This window comes from Niallia taxi (assembly GCF_032818155.1).
In the GTDB taxonomy this organism is placed as follows: domain Bacteria; phylum Bacillota; class Bacilli; order Bacillales; family Cytobacillaceae; genus Niallia; species Niallia taxi_A.
The window spans coordinates 484,651-502,095 of the sequence record NZ_CP102590.1; the positions used below are offsets into that span (position 1 = coordinate 484,651).

Genomic DNA, 17,445 nt, shown 5'->3' on the forward strand with positions numbered 1-17,445 from the left:
GAAACTTTAGTCTTTTCTCATTATTTTTAAATGTAAAGGAAAAAAGAAAAGGAAAACAAAAATATATACTGGAATGGAATACCATGTATGCCAGCCTTTACTTATCATGTATCCTGATGCTACCGCTCCCCATTCTAACACGAACGAAGCTACTGCAAAAATCCATCTGTATAAAATAGATTTAGTAACTGTTAAAAAGTTCAAATAGATTATGCCGATTGCTGGTGGAACAAATGCCACAAATATATAGTCGATTGGAGAAGTGACAGGCGAAGGTCCAATTTGAAATCCCTTAAAAACGTCCCCTACCAACACATCTCCAAGCCAAGTGCCAAAGCCAAAGACTCCAGCACTATAATACATCTCCTTGAATGTCAGCTTTTTTGGCATAGTAATTAGGATGAGTAGAAAAATCCCTATTATCGTGTATGGATACCACATTTTCAAGCCCACAATCCTTTCACAGAATCCTTTTAGCCTTTATCCATAAAATATCCTAATTTCTTTATCGCTATACTGCCGCAAGGAACCATGGCTTACTTTTTTGTAAAAAAACAGCTGACTCTCAGCCAGCTGTTTGAAAATTAAATAATATACGTATAATACAAAGATATTCATTTGTCTATTTTCTGGAAATATCGATAAATCTTTGCTAATTTCTTGCTGTGATTTCCTTTAGGACTTTCCATATTTCCGAATTCAAAAAACTTCACCTTTTTTATTCCGACAAAATTAAATAGCGCTTTTTTCATAAGAATTTTGTGGGCGTTATTAAGCCACAGCATCGGATAATTAGTCGGCCCCTTCATTGTCGATATGCAGACAACAGATTTCCCTTTCAAAAGACCCTCCGGAAAAAGTCCTTTTTTATCTTTATAGGCAAAATTCGAGGCAAACATTTGATCAATATATCCTAGTAGCATGGCAGGTGGTCTTCCCCACCAAATAGGATAAATAAACACTAGCTTGTCAGCCCACTTTATTTGTTCTCTATATTTTTCTAACTCCGGATTAATATGCATATCACGTCTTCGCTTTTGTTCATTGAATACTAACAAGGGATTAAAGCCCTCTTCGTATAAGTCAAGCATTTGAATTCCCTTTATATTGGCGTTTTCTTTGCTCCCCTTCATTACTTGTTGGGAAAAAGCATAATTTAAGCTTTTATGATTTGGATATGTATAAACGACTAACATTTTCATCTGCACACCTCCTTATCTATTAAAAAATGTTCAGTAATTCATTAAGAATTCTGATATAGATTAGTCATCCCATTAATATTCTCCCATGTGCTTAAAAACCCTCTATTCTTGTCAGTATTCGGATGCATATACATATGTGTTTTTCTTTTTTCCAAGGGCTTTCCGCCTCACAATCTAAGTTTATGCAAATAAAATATAAAGACCTAAAAGCGAATGTTGTAAAGGAGGGGACAAATGTCTGTTTATGCAGTTGAGTATATAAAGGATGTAGAAGAGGGCGAAATGGCTGCAAAGCTATTCCTGTGCAGTGATGGGAATATATATATTGTAAAATTGATGTCCAACCCAAATGGCAAGAGATCGTTATTTAATGAATTAGTGGCATATCGACTAGGAACGCTATTACATCTTCCTATAGCAACTGGTCAAATAATAATCTTTTCAAAACATAAACTTAAAGATCCAAAATTATTAAAGAGAATGGCTATAGAAGAAGGACCACATTTCGGAAGCTTACTTATTAATAATGCCAGTATGTATACACCCGGAAAGCTTAATCATTGTAAAAACATTTCCACACTCCCAGAAATTATTGTATTTGATCACTGGATATCGAATTATGACAGAAAAGATGAGCCGCAAAACATTTTGATATCTGGCCAAAAACCTTACCAGCTTGCCTATATCGATCACGCTGATGCTTTTCATGGCCCTGGATGGACTATTGAGAGTCTTAACTATTATACATGGAACAGTCAGGTCTTCTGGGGTTCCACTTATGATGAATTTGTACCTTTCATTGATAATGCAGACCCCTTCGGATTAGCTTTGATTAAGCTTGAATCAATAAAAGATGAGGAGCTTGCTGCTGCCTTCGGGAGGGATATTCCATCGGAATGGCAAGTATCAAAAGAAGAAGTAAAAACATTGTTGTTCCATTTGATTATAAGAAAACGGCAGATGAAAAAACTTATTGCTGAGTTAAGAAGGTACTTCCCTATTTGGAATTCTTCGAAAGTCTAAAAACACCATTTCATATACAAATATACAAATATACAAAAATCTAATGAAAAACATACGCTTTGTTATATTTGTCCTAGAACTATTTTCTTGTTAACGTAATATTTTATAGTAACTTACAAAATGGAGTTGATGAATATGCCACCAAAACCTCCTAAAGGTCCAAAAGGTCCTAAAGGTCCCCATAAAAAACACCTTCTTCCACACGAGTTAAAAAAGCTTAAGGGAGTTACCGGGTTAACTGGGGTTACTGGAATTACTGGGATTACTGGGATTACTGGGATTACTGGAATTACTGGAATTACTGGGATTACTGGGATTACTGGGATTACTGGGATTACTGGGATTACTGGCACGACTGGAGTTACGGTTTCACAGAATCAAAATCCGATGACAAATGATCAAGATTATCAAACTTGGATTGAAGATTTGTACAACCAGTATATTAATCCAGAAGGCTAAACAAGATGATTGTCTGCATCCTGCCACAGGATGCAGACATATTTATATGGAGGAATGTATGATTTCAATTAGCTTATGCATGATTGTCAAAAATGAAGAGAATACACTTGCCAGATGTTTAGATTCCGTAAAGGATATAGTGGATGAAATCATTATTGTTGATACAGGTTCAACTGACCGCACAATAGATATCGCCCGAAAATATACGAATAATATTTACCAGTTTAAATGGATTGATGATTTTTCAGCTGCCCGGAATTTTGCCTTTCAGCATGCCAGCAAGGACTATGTTTTGACGATGGATGCTGATGATACCTTTCAAGATAAAGAAAAATTATTACGTTTAAAAGAAACCCTTCCATCATACGTCAATGCAATTACAATGAAATACCATGCAGCGTTTGATGAAGGAGGCAATGTTTTAGCAAGCTTGAGGCAAGTTAGACTTGTCAAACGATCCAAACAATTTAAATGGCACGGAGCAGTCCATGAATTCCTTGATGTGAGCGGTGAGGTATTGCATAGTGATATTATTATTTGCCATAAAAGAATACACCAAAATAATAACAGAAACCTGCTTATATACAGAAAGAGATTAAATGAAGGAATTCCCTTTACCCCTCGCGACCTCTTCTATTATGGCAATGAACTTTATGATAATTCCTATTACGTGGAAGCCATTCCTGTTTATAAGGATTTTATTAAGACTGAAAATCATTGGCTGGAGGATGAAAGAACAGCTTATCGTAAATTATCTGATTGTCACTCAGAAATGGGAGATGTAGACAATGCAATCCATTACATCTTAAAAACATTCCAATGTGGCTCTCCCCGTTCTGAAGACTGTTGTCGACTCGGATTTCTTTTCATGCAAAAGAATGAACCGAGAACGGCACTTCATTGGTTTCAGTATGCGACAATTCTTCCTGAAATAGATGATGGCAGTATCATAAACCATGGCTGTTCTACATGGATTCCTCATTTGCAGTTGTGCGTCTGTCATTCGATGCTGGGTAATAGCCATAAAGCCTACCAGCATATTGTTATCGCTTATAAATTCAACCCTACCAACAAATTAATCCTAGAAAACAAATATTTGTTGGAAGCGCATATTTAAAAAACTCCCCGCTATTAATTGGAGGAGTTTTTTTCCAGTCACTTATGATTTTATATTATATACATGATAAAAGTACTCAGGCATTGTCAAAAACTGATAACCTTTTTGTCTTAACTTTTCAATTATCCTAGGCAATGCCTGCACAGTTCTTTCCCTAGGACCTCCCCCATCATGCATGAGGATGATTTTATATTCCTTTTCGCCTCTGATTCCATCCATTACACGATTTTCTATTTGGTCTTCCTGTGATAAATCCCAATCATTTGTATCGATATCCCATAACACCGGTATTATACCAAGTTCATGTAATATCTGGTATGTCTCCTCATTAATTGCTCCATAGGGAGGTCGGAAGAACTTTATATCATGAACAGCAGATTTCTTGAGCTCCAAATTAAGTGTATGAATTTCCTCCAGCAATACATCTCTTGATATTTGTGTAATATCTGGATGGTTCATGGTATGGTTTGCCACCGAATGCCCATCCTCCACTATTGCTTGAAGAATTCCGGGATATTTGTCTAGACTTTCACCTAGGATAAAAAAAGTTGCTTTTACTTGAAGGGTTTTAAGGATTTTAAGAATCTCCAGTGTATAGGGTGATGGTCCATCATCAAATGTTAAAGCGATAAAGCGTTTAGAGTCATTTCTCAAAATTATCCCCTTTCTTTTGCAATAAGAGTTTTATTTATTTATAAAATATGCCAATGTTTTTCTATTTGTACCATATTTAAAATTATTTCATTCAAGCCGTTTCATGTTTGTCCATCTTTTCATATATTATTAAAAATTGCTGGTGGTGACTCCTTTTGAGAATACTCTTTATTGATAGTAATGAACTTTTAATGTTTGGGTTAGCAGCCGGGTTTAAGGATGCGGGTCATGAGGTTTTGGTTTCAGGAAAAATAGACGAAAAGACAATTCCTAATCTAATTGCGAGCTTCCGGCCTCACCTTATTTTTACCGAGGGATGGTCTGAAGAAAATGATAGTCCGTGGAAACAGAAATTAATAAGTTCACAAATAAAGGCTTCGGGTATCCCCCATATATATTGGGCTGTAGAGGATCCCCATTTTACACTTAACTTTACCCTTCCTCTGATTGCCAGAATGAAGCCAGACTTTGTTTTCACATTAAGTACAAGTTTAGTGGATTTCTATAAAAAGTTAAAAATACCTGCAGCTCATCTTGATTTCGGCTTTGAGCCTAGCATTCATTATCCGGTTTCTAATGCTCAAAATAAATATGATATTGTAGTAGTAGCAAACGCTTACCCTCATATTCTTACAGAATCTCCTGAGCATTATCGGAATAAATCCCTTCAAATGCTGATAAAGCCATTGATAGAAGAAGGAATCCGTATTGACTTTTGGGGAGCAGATTGGGATAAGATGGGCAATGTACTCGGCGTAAATATCCCAAGTGATTGGATACACGGTTATTTGCCATACAGAGATGCTTATAAAGTATACAATAGCGCAAAAATAATTATCGGCCCGCAAAATTACAAATCACAGGTGACACAACGTACCTATGAGATATTAGGTTCGGGAGGTTTCTTACTCACTTCTGACACTCCAGGTGTTAGAGATTTATTCACTCCAGGAAAAGATTTAGTTGTATCTAATAATAAGCAACAAACCCTTAGCTTAGTCGATTATTATTTAAACCATCCACAAGAAAGAACCAAAATCAAAACACAAGGACATAATACTGTGTCTGATCACTCCTATGTAAAAAGAGCTAAACAGGCTATCCAAACACTTATTAACGAAGGCATTATTAAATAATTCAGGGTGCCTTAGAAATAACATGTTATTAATGAATATTTCAGAAGGTATTTTATAGTTTCCAACACATGTAACCTGCATGCTCTTTGAAATTCTGGATCAACAGCTCGAATGGTTCAGTCTCATTACTTTATAGCCAAATTCCAGTATCCTCAGTAAATATATGTATCACATACGTTAGGATATCCATTTTATTTTTTAGGAATGAAATCCTCAGATGTTAAATAGCATTAAAGCAGGAGGTGTTTCCATTGCTAAAAATCTTTAAAAAACGGTGGATACTCTTTGATCAAGCGGTCAGCCCTTATAAACCATATGTAACGGTTGATTATGGCGTCACTTCCGTTTCACCTAGAGATATCATTGGCTTAAGCCACACACCTAAAGAAATAAAAAATGACGAAAAAATGATTGAACTACGTAAATCAGTTGAAACACAAGGCTGGGATGATGACGAATTGATAGCTGATTTACATTTAGTTCGCCTGCCTAATGGTAAGTACACAGCAATTGGTGAAGGAAATCATCTGTCATACCTTTCTGATCAATTAGATATCCCGAGAGTAAATGCTTTTGTTTCAATCCTTATTCCTGAGGAGTATATACCAGAAAACATAAAAGCAGAGATGGCCGAATACTCCACTAAGGAATATTTATTTGAGAAAAGAGCTTCAACATTGCTTTCATTAGCAAAATTTCTTAATTTACTCCCTAAGACAGGGAAAGATTAATTTCTACTATTCATTGTATATTTCCCCTCTTAAGTTCACTAATTTTCCCTCTTACCATTCCCAATCAAACACGTTAAAAAACAGAGCACCAAGGTGCTCTGTTCCTAAAAGTAATGGCATTGTTGCAAGTTAATTTAATTTAAATTCGCTTTGCACTATAGTATGCTGATTTCCAGTAGCTATTATTTAAGCTCGTAATAGTAACACCTTTAGTGGAGTCTGCATGAATGAATTTATTGTCGCCTATGTATATACCTACATGGGATGCGCCTTTTTTATATGTTTCGAAAAACACCATGTCTCCCTTTTTCAATTTGCTTTTAGAGACTTTTTGGCCTTTTTTATAAAGCTCTGTAGTTGTTCTAGGCAAGCTTTTACCTGCCTTTTTATAGGCATAGTTGACAAAACCTGAGCAATCAAACCCTGCTTTTGTTGTTCCGCCCCATTTATATTTTGTCCCAACGACCTTTTTGCCTTCTTTAACCGCTTTATCTTTATATGAAGTAGAAGATGCAGCTTCTACCTTTCCTGAATCGATAGGTGAAGGAGCTAATACTCCTGCGAATAAACTTAAACTTGCCAATCCTGCGATAATGGCCTTTTTCATATGATGGTAACCTCCAAAATTTATGTGTTTTCCATTGGCTATGTATCTCGACGTTTTAACTATCTCAGTATATCAATATTTTCAGAAAAATATAGTTAATTCTCATTACACTTATATTAAAAAATATTACTAGTATTACAGAAAATGCTAGATTTTGAAAAAATAGAGGAATATTAAGGAAAGAATTATCTTTTAGGAGATTAAATAAAAAAAACCGCCAAAATTGGCGGCAAAAAAAACTATATTAGGGTAGCTTATTTACGATTATTTAATCCTTCAAACTCATCCATCTTTCCACAAATCTCCGTTTGTGTGGTTTTAACGACTTCCTGTGAATTTTTCGTTACATCACTTACTCTAGTTACTTCTTTTGAAATGTTTTCAATGTTATTATTTATTTTTTTAATAGCTTCTTCTACACTACCGGCTAATTTTCGTACTTCCTTCGCAACAACATTAAAGCCTCGTCCATGCTCACCAGCACGGGCAGCCTCGATTCCTGCATTAAGCGCCAGAATATTTGTTTGTAAGGAAATATTTTGAATGGATTTAGACAGATGTCTGATTAATTCAGTTTGTTCCTCTAATGAATGAATCGCAATCATATTTTCCTTTGCTGTTTCTGTGACGATTTCTCCTAAATCAAATGATAGATTCTTTAATAATGAAACAAGCTCTAATGTTTGATTTTCACGTTCTGTAATATCTGTTGCTATCTTAAGAACATTTGTCACTTCACCTTCGTCTGATAAGACAGGAATGTATGTTGCTTCAAGCCATAATAAGTTGCCTTGCTTACAAACACGTTGGATTTTCTCCTGAAACTTTAGGCCCTTTCTTAAATTAGTCCAAAGCTCTTCATATTCCTTGCTAGCTTGTAATTCCTCCGTACAGAATTGCTTATGCATCATATCCTTTAATACATGAACATTATAACCAAGTGTTTTCGCAAAATTTTCATTTGCCCAAATGACCCTACCGTTCAAATCAAATTCAACAATAGCCAAATTCGACTCTAATGCAGCTAAAACAGCATTTCCTTCTAATACTTGAGTACTTATGTTAATTCCAGCAGTTGTGTTCAAGTTTCTTCTTCCTTTTTTTCATATATTAGGATACTCTATATATCCTTAAATATCTCTATTACTAACAACGACGACCAATTCACAGTTAAGCTGATAATATATACATTTATATTAAATTTCTAACTCATAAATATCCCTTTGGTAACCAAGCCATCAAAGCAAAAGCCCAGACCTGCAGTTTTTTAGTCCCTACCCTTCGATAGGTTTGCCTTTTTCATGAATTACTTTTCTATTATCCTGTATATACTTTATAACGGCTGAAAAAGCAGGATTTTTAGTAGGAAAATATGACTAAATTTTAGTTTGTTAAAGGATGAAAATATAAGTAGATAGAAATCTTAGAATAAAGGGGAACATTCACAAACAATCCTAAACTTTTTTTAATAAAATTAGATTAATAGGAAGAATTTGAAGCTGAGGAGTATAATGAATAATCCTATAACGAATAAAATCGGGGCTGTTTTTATTCGTTATAGGATTATTGAGCGGGCAAGAAATTAGAAGCAGCATTTGATTTCATTAAACAAAAGCAAATCGAAATTGTTACCCCGATACAGCATGGACACTATTTTCATTTTAAAGATGGAAATGCACTTATGGATTGTAAGTGTTGATTTCTTCAATTCAAGTATTAACAGCTATTAATTAACAAATGAGTGTTAAATAAAAATGCCAAAGACTTCAAACCTTTGGCATTTTTATTTTATGTTTTTTATATGGGCAGTGCTTACTAAGAATTAGCACAGCAATACATTCAACTTTATCAACAGATATAATAAGTACCAACGTATATAAATTCCAATCCCATTCATTGATAACACAGCTTTTATTGTTTTTCTTTCATAATCATTCCATAATTTTATTAAGTAGTAGTCAACTTAGCATACACAATGAAAAAGAATGTCATCTCTCCGACGATAACAATTGAAGGTACTGGGACTAGTAAATTAAAGATAAAAAATACTCCGAGAATCCCTAAAAATATTCCCAAATGATATATTTTCAAGCGATGGTGCACATGTCTGTATTGATGGAATACAAACGTAGTTGCGAAAAAATAAAGTAGTACGGAACCGAAAATAAAGAACAAGCTGAAGAAATATTCTACTTCATGTAAAACCAAAAGTCTGATTGATGCTGCTACGGCACTTAATGACATTAAGATAAAGAGATGTCCATAGATGATTGTTTGCCCAGCGGTTTGGATTGATTTATCTACTTTCTTCTCCACGTTATCGAAGTATTGCCACCACATTGCGATAATCAGTACAAACGATATGACTGCAAAGCCTATCGAGTGCCAATCTCCTTGGGTAGGCTGAATAACTGCCAGTGTACTGACAAGAGATTCACCAAAAAGGATAATCGTAAATAAGCCAAATCGCTCCAGCAAATGGGCGGTATTAGTTGGGACTTTAACTAAGTATTTTCGACCAAGCATTGGCACGATAATATCAATCATAATACCTAAATATAGAATAAAATAGCGAATCCACGAATCGAAGAACAGTGAAAATAAGGAGATAATAATTCCTATCCAAAAATACTTTCCTAAGTACCGTGCTGCTTCCTTTCGCGCTCCCTCTTCAATGCGCTGGACAACAAGGTACTGAATAGCAGTTACTGTTCTTAAGCCAATATAACCTATTAAAAAGGTAAGATAATATGGATCAAAATCGACATTTAAACTGGAGGTCATTACTAATGCAAAAAACATTTGCAGAATTAAAAACAGACGTTGATGAAACAAATCCTGTCCAAAGCGGTTAACAAACATAGTTTGTCCTACCCATGCCCACCAGATTGGAACAAAAATCAATACAAATTTAAATAAATATTCGGTATGAATGTGTCCGTCTTCTACATGTATCAATACATGTGTGGCAACTGCGACGGACGCCACAAATAATAAATCATAAAAAAGCTCTAACCAAGTTACTTTCTTTTCAAACACTTTTGTATTCCTCCCATTTCCCCTCTAATTATTTATCTCTTTTGACTTAATATTCAGAACACTCTATTGACAGCAAATAGTGAAAAATCTCGAAATAAAGGTATTGATTTTAGGTTTGGATAAAAATATCTTTGATTACCCCCTCCCTTTATCTCTATGATTTCATTGTTGTAAAGAATGCCTAACATAACATATTTTAACAGAATAAATACGTTATAAATAGTAAAAAAAACAAAGCTGCCAATCGGCAGCTTTGTTTAAAGTCTGGAAACAGCTAATCAATCATTGCTTGAAACTTTTGGATCACTTCATCTGTAAGGATGCCTTTTTCATTAAAATCACTGATAAATACAGCAAGCAGCATTTCATTTTCTTCTGAAATCTCTGTCTGAAGTAATACATTGTTAATCAAGTCGACATGATTCATAGGATTGGCAAACAATGTATTCCATGCACGCACCTGCAATTCCAAATCAGAGCCTAAAATGGCGGATTCTATTTCTTCCTGAGGTAAAGGTTCATTATTTTGAGCATATGGATCTTCGTACGTTTCAGAAAAGATAAAGTTGATTGGATGATATTCCTCCATGTTGTATTCATAACGACTGTTCCCGACTGAAATAATTATTTTGTCCTCTTCTAAGGACATTTTGCCATTTTCTAAAATGACTTTATTGGAATCAAACTTTATCGGACAGCTAACATCAGGGGTTATTAGCCAATAATTATGGTCAGGATTTAACTGCTGCATATAATCTTCAAAGGATAATTCTTCCGCCATCTCTTCATTATAATATATAGTGTAAAAAGCCGGTCGGTAATAGCAAGAGGCTTCTATACCCTCCATGCTTATGGTCCATTCTGATTCCGGTGCATCGAATAACACACGAAGAGCATAGCCATCCTTTATTCTCACTAGCTCATCATATATCATATACTGCCCTGTTTGCAGCGGCATGTCTGCAATTTCGGTTAATACATTCTGAAAGACTAAGTGTACATATGACTTATTATAAAAGCCGCTTTCTGTATTAATAAAAAGATGAAGGTTTTCCCCCTCTCTTTCCACACGCTCTATAATCGCGTCATGAAATCCTTCTGTCAGAACAGCTTGAGCTGTTGGCGGTAAGTTCGCTGCAGCCTTCTCTGATTGATCATAGGCAGCCTCTAATAGCTTTTCAAAAATTTCTTCCTGCTTTCTAACCCACTGTAAATAATCGTTACGCACATCCTTAGGGAGGACCGGCTGATTCAACGTACCATTTTCTAAAAATGGGATAAAGCGGCTTGGCAAAACTTGCAGTAATTCCGCTTTTGCTTCCTCTAGCTCAGCTTTAAGAGTTGTATGTATATCTTCTCCTTCTTCTTTTGCTTCCCTTAACGTTATCTCCCAATCCTCATCTGTTTCATGTATCGGCAGGGCTGTACATGTCGAAAAAGCCTTTTTTGCATCAATTGAAATATTCCACATATTATGACCTCGTTTTTTATTAATGGGATTGCCGCAAAATACTATACATTCTACGGTCATATAAGGATAAAGTTTCTAGTATTCGGAAATTTTACATAAATTATTGTTTATCCACTTAAGTTAACTATAAAATAATTATGTAAACTTTCAATATCTATCACCCCAATAATCGTAACATTGGGGTGATAGATCACTTTGTCAGTCGTAATTCTCGTTTACTTTCATTCTTAAACTTAGGCTTTTTTAAGACACTTTTACTGTCCTGGCTGCTTTCTGCTGAAGCCCTTTATTTCATTCGTTTCCCATATCAAACGTGTTTCTTTCTCTCCGTCACTTAAGTAATAGACATTGTTGTTGATTATATTGCCGTTGCTTTGTTTAAAAGGGTTGCTGATAAGAAGCTTAGAGCTTCCTGCTACCATTGTATTTTTTTCCATTTTATTTTGCTTTATTTTGTATTGGATGAGCAGCTGTCCACCATCCAAAATTTAGTGACATTTTTATATGACACTCCTCCATGTTATACATTTCAGTTATTCTCCCGAATTTTTCATATTGCACCTAATTAAACTGAACTCACAAAAAAACGGCGCCATAAGCTGCTTAAGCTTATAACGCCTGTAAATTAGTTTAGTTCCCCATTATCAATTATTCCGTTATCATCTATATAAACTGTTGGCTTCGTGACAACTCCATCAATATGTACACCTGCAGCTATTGTTCCTCCGAATGTATTGTTACTGCCAAACGCTACATGGATGGTGCCATACACCTTTTCATCCTCAAGAACAACTCCTGTAATTCTGGCTTTATCATTTGTACCAATTCCAAATTCACATAGCAGTTTGCCATCTTCTTCCCCTAAAATGGCGAGGAGCTTTTCACTTTGTTCTCCCTCGGCCTTTATAATTCGACCATTTTCAATTGTCAGCAGGACAGGTGAGTCTAATCGGCCAATTCCTGCAATGGAGCCATCAATTAAAATTTGGCCAGCTGCACTTCCTTCTATTGGTGCAATATACGCTTCTCCTGATGGCAGATTACCTGATTCACCACTGTTTACATACATCCCAGTACTCGGAATCCCTTCGCGACCGTTTATGGAAAAGGAAAGGACATATCCGCCCTTTTCTATTTTGATACTATTCCCTTTTGACAATATGTCTGTATACTTTTCTGTTAGTGCTTTTACTTTTACATAATCTGCAGCGATTGCACCCTCCAAAAACATGTCTTCTGTTATACCTGGCATTGTTGCAAGTCGTGCTCCTGCAGCTGCTGCATTTTTTCTTGCCTGTGTATGTGTCAAGGAATGCTGGGTCACACACACTACAACATCCGACCTGCTCATAGCTAGAGCAATCGGGGCTGGCGGTTCCTGTCCAGACTTGTCCCTTTCTTTCATCACAACAAGCATAGCTTCTGCACCGAGTAATTTACCAGCTTCATATAAGGATTCAGCTAATTCCTTTTTTACATCATCAGCCACGACAAGGAAGCTTTCTCCCTTTCGTAAACCAAGACAGTTCACTAATACATTTTTACTGATTTCTACTAATCTTTCGCTCATTGTAATCCTCCTATTAAACAAGTTCTGCAACTAGCTTTGCCATAATCGCATTAGACAATATAACTGGTAATCCAGTTGTATTTGCGACAATATCCCGTGCTTGCTCTGTATATCCCATACAATCGAGCAGGATAACGTCTACATTGTCTTTTAATTCATTGGCAGCATGCACAAAGCTCTCTGTATCGCCTTCATATGGAGAAGCAACAGCAAAAGATGGATTCAATCCATATAGTGAGTATTTCGGCTTTAAGTTCGTCTTTTGTTCTGGCAATGGAACAATTACGCCAAAACGTCTATGACCTACTAATGCTTTTGCTGTCGGCGGGATTATGTGATCTGGTTCAATTAAATAAGCGCTTTGTGTAGTGAGACCAGGAAACACTCCTGTGCAAAGCAACAGAATACTTTTAATCCCCTTGTTCTCTAAATAGTTAATTTTCTGCTGCAATATCGGCTTGATTTTCTCTCTTGACATGACAACAGATTCACCTGTTGTTAGTCTTGAGGTCAAAACATAATCATTTTCTTCCGGAAACAAGTTTTGCTCAATATATTCCTTTGTCATGCCATCCAGTACGCCAGCTTGAAGGAGTTCTGCTCGTCCATATAAATATTTTTCAAGAATTGGAGCAACATCCACACGTGGAGCTTGTCCTATCGTTATCATCCCAAGTCGTTCCATCATAACCCTCCATCTAAAGAAAAAGAAGAGGAATTTCCTCTTCCTCCTCCATTATTGTTGTGACGCCTTTTCACCCATTGTTTGCAGCTTTTTCATAGAACCATAAAGCTCTGTTATTTGGCTGAATTCAGCATCACTATAAAACTGACACGTTCCATTTGTTGCTTCCTTAGCTGTTTCCACAGCGAAGCGAACAGCATCTGCAATATCTGTTTCATGACTTGCTCCTGTTCCACAACCAGGAACAACCGATTGTGCTGTAATAGCTACCCCAACTACTGGTGCATCTGTCGCAACAGCTGGCTGAAGGATAGAGTTAATATGATAGAGTCCATTGCCGTATGGAGTTATATCCTGAACTGTAATCGGGAAGGTAACTGCAAATTGTCCTGTCGTCATTTCCATGATGCGCAGTAAGTCTTCGCTTACTCGCAGTATATATCCCTCTTTTACTGTTGGAGATATGGCAATGCCTTTATGGTTAATAACTCGGTTTCCTTTTGTCGTATCAATGGATAGAATGGCATCCATCTCAGAAGTTACTTCATGCTTATTCATTGTTAAAATATCGACAGGTGAATCCATAAAATCAACTGGCTCATGCGGGCGAGTTGGCGCATCAGGACAAATATGTGTTGTAATAATAACATCTCCTTGAAGATGATCTCCCTTCACTTGCATGTCTGCCAGCTTTAAAGCAGAAGCGATTGCTGCAATTGCACCGTCTGCATCTGATACTAACCCAATTCGGCTTGGGCGTGCCCCAATGCCGCCAAGTCTTCCAATAATCCCAAACGTTGGAACAGTGCCACCGTTTGTTTTCCCATTTGTCCCAGGCACGAGGATTTTTATGAAGTCTGTGCTGCCTTTTTCGCCAGTAACAGTCGTAACCGTTACCTCGACATTTGAAAATTCAGAGAATAACCCCTTTACAATTTCTCCTGTTACATATGAACTATCCAATGTTTCCAGTGCAAGCAATGTTTGTTTAAGTACCATTTTTATTTTCCCCTTTCAAACTTTATTAATAGATATATGGAATAATAGATTTATTAATAATCCCCTCAATCGGCTTCATTAATTTTTCGTTGCTCATCGTTGTACTTAAAATTAATTTTTCCTTTGGAACGGAAATAACCGTTATGTTTTGGCCTTTTTCGATTGCTGCCGAAACAATTGGTTTTGCTGTTTTAGCATCCAAAGTCATAATTAAATCAGGGAATGTGCCAAAACGATCACCGTTTTTTTCAATTGTCATATATTCATTCCAAAAGGTTAATTCATATGAGTTATTTATTGTTATTGTTCCAATATCAAAACCGCCAGTCGTTTCCAGCACAAAGTCTGTGACAGTACCTTCAGCAACAACCTTGCCGCCAAGTTTGTTCACGACTGCTGCGATTGCTGCTTCCCCTTTGTTACTTAGCAGTGCTTCACCTACCGCTACCGCCTGCTGAATAGCTCCTGCAGCGCCATTTTGCTTGGCATATGCAACAGTTACCGGATTTCTCGCAACAGCCAAAAGTCCGCCAGCTTCAATGGAGGCTTTTCGAACGACTGTAGATACCTTGTCAAGCGAGCCTGCGAGGCTTAATTCCATATAATCTGGACCCTTGCCGCCAACTGCAGCTTGGTAGGAAATATAGTCTGTTTGTTCTGATAAATTCATTGAGCCCATTGATCCAGTTGGATGTGCGCGACCGTTGCAGGGAATATCAACTACCGGGATTCCTGTAACAGCTGATTGAAACCAGCCGTTAACAGTCGTGCCTGCTCCATTTTCATTTGTGATGATGCCTTTTATGTTTTTCCAACCCTTTGAGTCAGGATTTCTAATGCTTTGGCATAATGGATTGGTTTTACATACTTATCCTTTGCTGCAGGTGCTCCAACAAGTGAGACTGTTACAAGTAAATCCTCATCTTTAAGACTATCTATCGTTATCAGCTCTGGCTGGCCAACCTCAAAGGCAAGCTTTCCAATTTGCAGACCGTCTTCAATCCAGCCACCACCGCCGCCGCCAAGAATAGCTCCACCGTATACGGCATATTCGACCGTTTTTTCATCAATGATTATTTTTGACAATGTACTCACCTCATTTTCCTAACTTAAATACTGAACTGAAGAAGCTGTAAATCGCGTCACCTGCGATAAACCCTGCTGCAAGAATACTCATAGATGCATCCGCTTCTTGTCCTTTTGCTTTTCTCCAAATAACGCGGATAATAATCCCTGCTAATACAGCAAAGCCTGCATATGGTGTTGTGATAAGTAAGCCTGTCGCAAATAAAATTCCTAATTGTCTGCTGGGACCACCAATTAATTGCAGGATAGCTCCTGGAATTGCCCATATTAATAATTGTTTAGCTACTTCCAGTGATGTGCCTGCTTGGATTGTAGAAACATATACAGCATCAACTGGCGGCACTAGATTTTGTGCGAAATAACCTTTATAAGTGAAAACAACTGTTAGAAGAGCAATCCCAAAGGCTATCATTGCCGTAATATATTGCTGCTCTCTGCCTTTCTTTTCATACTCTCTGTCCTTGCCATGCCCTCTTAAAATATGGCCTGCTTTAAAGTCATAACCCATATCAGCAAATGCTGGACCTGTCGCTGCACTGAATCCTGCAAGTAATGCAAGTGCAACTGGCGGGAAGCCGATCATCATTCCAATTAGTAAGGTAATAAAGGCAACAGCAAACGCTGGGAACCAACCAGAATGCATTGCTGCAATTCCTACGATTAATTCATGAACAAATGCTGCAAAGGCTGCAAAAAATAAGAAGCCGATAAACATGCCTGGTGACATGTCTGTCACAATCCCTCCTGTGATTGCAATAATTAGAGCTACTACAACATACGCTAAAAACCCTAAGCCTAACGCCCTTTTCGCTTCCTTTATTGGACGAGTATATTGTGAATCATCTGATAATTCTATCGATGCTGCTACTTCTGGATTACTAGATTTCTTTGATGGCTTGTCTTTCGAAAAGATCAGGATAGATACCTGTACTAATGCTACTAAGCCTGCACCAATCATAAGGCCATGTGGAATATATAATGCATTGACATCAACACCAAAGAAGGGAACGGAATATTGGCGGAACAACAAACCGATACCGAACATTGTTAGTGCCCAAATATTACCGATAAATGCTACACCGAAAGCCGACATTGGAATATGAAGGAATGCACCTATTATTCCAATTCCTGTACCTACACCTAGAAGCCCAGCTCTTTTTCCACCTTTATCACCAGCAAGAATTGCTTCCGCAGTCGCTGCTCCAGGTGCCCATGTACCTTTTGCTGGGAAAAGCTTGGAATCGAATAGTTTATATAGCACAGCTGCATCAACAAACATTGCTAAGGCCGCACCAATAAGCATTGGAATAATTAACTCTGTATTACCCATCAAAAACGGTATACCAATTGGGATTAGCAAGCTGTTGGCTGCACCAAAGGTTGCTGACGAGATGGAAGTTTGCACTAAATTTTGACGATGAATTGACTTATATTTTTTAAAGATTGTAATCGGAATTCTAGCAATAAGCATGGCAATAAGTGCACCAATGATAGATGTGTTTGGAGTTACTCCAAGTGTTGTAATTATTTGCATACCAATGATGGCACCAAAAATAGCTGTAACAGATGTTAAAATAAGTGCAACTGGTTCAAAAATTCGTGGATGTTTTGGTTCATTATGATTGTTTTTCACTTAAATCCTCCTAAGTTACCGAAAATGTTCTTT

19 protein-coding genes and 1 riboswitch are annotated in these 17,445 nt (G+C 36.9%); of the genes, 5 read left to right on the forward strand and 14 right to left on the reverse strand.

Features of this window, described 5'->3' with window-relative positions:
* Window positions 1-6: 6 nt before the first annotated feature.
* Together NQZ71_RS21485 and NQZ71_RS21490 are read right to left on the reverse strand one after the other, a co-directional pair.
* The gene (locus NQZ71_RS21485) at window positions 7-441 is read right to left on the reverse strand and encodes a hypothetical protein (protein ID WP_275009043.1); all 435 of its coding nucleotides are present in this window, start codon (window positions 439-441) and stop codon (window positions 7-9) included.
* A gap of 173 nt (window positions 442-614) precedes the next feature.
* Window positions 615-1,202: an NAD(P)H-dependent oxidoreductase gene (locus NQZ71_RS21490; protein ID WP_260055350.1), complete on the reverse strand. Its 588-nt coding sequence runs from the start codon at window positions 1,200-1,202 to the stop codon at window positions 615-617.
* A 234-nt stretch (window positions 1,203-1,436) separates the two neighbouring features.
* Here NQZ71_RS21490 and NQZ71_RS21495 point away from each other — a divergent pair, with 234 nt between their 5' ends.
* The 3 genes from NQZ71_RS21495 to NQZ71_RS21505 all read left to right on the forward strand — a co-directional run bounded on the left by NQZ71_RS21495 (window position 1,437) and on the right by NQZ71_RS21505 (window position 3,801).
* Window positions 1,437-2,225, forward strand: coding sequence for a HipA family kinase (locus NQZ71_RS21495; protein WP_260055351.1), 789 nt, complete (start codon window positions 1,437-1,439; stop codon window positions 2,223-2,225).
* Between the two features lie 135 nt (window positions 2,226-2,360).
* On the forward strand, window positions 2,361-2,684 hold the full coding sequence (locus NQZ71_RS21500) for a hypothetical protein (RefSeq protein ID WP_317012390.1): 324 nt from the start codon (window positions 2,361-2,363) through the stop codon (window positions 2,682-2,684).
* A gap of 58 nt (window positions 2,685-2,742) precedes the next feature.
* Window positions 2,743-3,801 carry a tetratricopeptide repeat-containing glycosyltransferase family 2 protein gene (locus NQZ71_RS21505; protein WP_275009003.1) on the forward strand — a complete coding sequence of 353 codons (1,059 nt, stop codon included), beginning with the start codon at window positions 2,743-2,745 and terminating at the stop codon, window positions 3,799-3,801.
* A gap of 42 nt (window positions 3,802-3,843) precedes the next feature.
* Here the strand turns inward: NQZ71_RS21505 and NQZ71_RS21510 are convergent, their stop codons facing one another.
* Entirely contained in the window at window positions 3,844-4,455 is a 612-nt protein-coding gene (locus tag NQZ71_RS21510; protein ID WP_275009001.1) for a polysaccharide deacetylase family protein, read from the reverse strand.
* Between the two features lie 155 nt (window positions 4,456-4,610).
* Here NQZ71_RS21510 and NQZ71_RS21515 point away from each other — a divergent pair, with 155 nt between their 5' ends.
* On the forward strand, window positions 4,611-5,591 hold the full coding sequence (locus NQZ71_RS21515; protein WP_144454359.1) for a CgeB family protein: 981 nt from the start codon (window positions 4,611-4,613) through the stop codon (window positions 5,589-5,591).
* A 251-nt stretch (window positions 5,592-5,842) separates the two neighbouring features.
* On the forward strand, window positions 5,843-6,322 hold the full coding sequence (locus NQZ71_RS21520) for a hypothetical protein (RefSeq protein ID WP_144454358.1): 480 nt from the start codon (window positions 5,843-5,845) through the stop codon (window positions 6,320-6,322).
* A 139-nt stretch (window positions 6,323-6,461) separates the two neighbouring features.
* Here the strand turns inward: NQZ71_RS21520 and NQZ71_RS21525 are convergent, their stop codons facing one another.
* From NQZ71_RS21525 to NQZ71_RS21575, 11 genes are all read right to left on the reverse strand, one after another.
* The gene (locus tag NQZ71_RS21525; RefSeq protein WP_144454357.1) at window positions 6,462-6,929 is read right to left on the reverse strand and encodes a C40 family peptidase; all 468 of its coding nucleotides are present in this window, start codon (window positions 6,927-6,929) and stop codon (window positions 6,462-6,464) included.
* A 254-nt stretch (window positions 6,930-7,183) separates the two neighbouring features.
* Window positions 7,184-8,014, reverse strand: a complete 831-nt coding sequence (locus NQZ71_RS21530) for a methyl-accepting chemotaxis protein (protein WP_275009000.1) — start codon at window positions 8,012-8,014, stop codon at window positions 7,184-7,186.
* A 137-nt stretch (window positions 8,015-8,151) separates the two neighbouring features.
* Window positions 8,152-8,234: riboswitch (cyclic di-GMP riboswitch) on the reverse strand.
* A gap of 642 nt (window positions 8,235-8,876) precedes the next feature.
* Complete coding sequence (locus NQZ71_RS21535) at window positions 8,877-9,968, reverse strand: low temperature requirement protein A (RefSeq protein WP_144454352.1); 1,092 nt, start codon at window positions 9,966-9,968, stop codon at window positions 8,877-8,879.
* A 274-nt stretch (window positions 9,969-10,242) separates the two neighbouring features.
* The gene (locus NQZ71_RS21540) at window positions 10,243-11,439 is read right to left on the reverse strand and encodes a DUF4085 family protein (protein ID WP_317012392.1); all 1,197 of its coding nucleotides are present in this window, start codon (window positions 11,437-11,439) and stop codon (window positions 10,243-10,245) included.
* A gap of 254 nt (window positions 11,440-11,693) precedes the next feature.
* Window positions 11,694-11,876, reverse strand: a complete 183-nt coding sequence (locus tag NQZ71_RS21545) for a hypothetical protein (protein WP_260055357.1) — start codon at window positions 11,874-11,876, stop codon at window positions 11,694-11,696.
* A gap of 188 nt (window positions 11,877-12,064) precedes the next feature.
* Entirely contained in the window at window positions 12,065-13,009 is a 945-nt protein-coding gene (locus tag NQZ71_RS21550) for an aminopeptidase (protein WP_317012393.1), read from the reverse strand.
* Between the two features lie 13 nt (window positions 13,010-13,022).
* Window positions 13,023-13,694, reverse strand: coding sequence for an AroM family protein (locus tag NQZ71_RS21555; RefSeq protein WP_317012506.1), 672 nt, complete (start codon window positions 13,692-13,694; stop codon window positions 13,023-13,025).
* A 51-nt stretch (window positions 13,695-13,745) separates the two neighbouring features.
* Complete coding sequence (locus tag NQZ71_RS21560) at window positions 13,746-14,693, reverse strand: DUF1177 domain-containing protein (RefSeq protein ID WP_317012394.1); 948 nt, start codon at window positions 14,691-14,693, stop codon at window positions 13,746-13,748.
* Window positions 14,694-14,718: 25 nt separating this feature from the next.
* Entirely contained in the window at window positions 14,719-15,363 is a 645-nt protein-coding gene (locus NQZ71_RS21565; protein WP_394374151.1) for an S-methyl thiohydantoin desulfurase domain-containing protein, read from the reverse strand.
* Between the two features lie 131 nt (window positions 15,364-15,494).
* On the reverse strand, window positions 15,495-15,779 hold the full coding sequence (locus NQZ71_RS21570; RefSeq protein ID WP_317012395.1) for an S-methyl thiohydantoin desulfurase domain-containing protein: 285 nt from the start codon (window positions 15,777-15,779) through the stop codon (window positions 15,495-15,497).
* A gap of 10 nt (window positions 15,780-15,789) precedes the next feature.
* Window positions 15,790-17,412 (reverse strand): OPT/YSL family transporter, encoded by a 1,623-nt coding sequence (locus NQZ71_RS21575; protein WP_144454346.1) that lies wholly within the window; start codon window positions 17,410-17,412, stop codon window positions 15,790-15,792.
* Window positions 17,413-17,445: the final 33 nt, after the last annotated feature.

Bases quoted from the DNA above. Each gene is read 5' to 3' on its own strand.
- NQZ71_RS21485 (WP_275009043.1), bottom strand. From the start codon at position 441: ATGTGGTATCCATACACGATAATAGGGATTTTTCTACTCATCCTAATT.
- NQZ71_RS21490 (WP_260055350.1), bottom strand. From the start codon at position 1,202: ATGAAAATGTTAGTCGTTTATACATATCCAAATCATAAAAGCTTAAAT.
- NQZ71_RS21495 (WP_260055351.1), top strand. From the start codon at position 1,437: ATGTCTGTTTATGCAGTTGAGTATATAAAGGATGTAGAAGAGGGCGAA.
- NQZ71_RS21500 (WP_317012390.1), top strand. From the start codon at position 2,361: ATGCCACCAAAACCTCCTAAAGGTCCAAAAGGTCCTAAAGGTCCCCAT.
- NQZ71_RS21505 (WP_275009003.1), top strand. From the start codon at position 2,743: ATGATTTCAATTAGCTTATGCATGATTGTCAAAAATGAAGAGAATACA.
- NQZ71_RS21525 (WP_144454357.1), bottom strand. From the start codon at position 6,929: ATGAAAAAGGCCATTATCGCAGGATTGGCAAGTTTAAGTTTATTCGCA.
- NQZ71_RS21540 (WP_317012392.1), bottom strand. From the start codon at position 11,439: ATGTGGAATATTTCAATTGATGCAAAAAAGGCTTTTTCGACATGTACA.
- NQZ71_RS21545 (WP_260055357.1), bottom strand. From the start codon at position 11,876: ATGGAAAAAAATACAATGGTAGCAGGAAGCTCTAAGCTTCTTATCAGC.
- NQZ71_RS21550 (WP_317012393.1), bottom strand. From the start codon at position 13,009: ATGAGCGAAAGATTAGTAGAAATCAGTAAAAATGTATTAGTGAACTGT.
- NQZ71_RS21555 (WP_317012506.1), bottom strand. From the start codon at position 13,694: ATGGAACGACTTGGGATGATAACGATAGGACAAGCTCCACGTGTGGAT.
- NQZ71_RS21560 (WP_317012394.1), bottom strand. From the start codon at position 14,693: ATGGTACTTAAACAAACATTGCTTGCACTGGAAACATTGGATAGTTCA.
- NQZ71_RS21565 (WP_394374151.1), bottom strand. From the start codon at position 15,363: ATGAATTTATCAGAACAAACAGACTATATTTCCTACCAAGCTGCAGTT.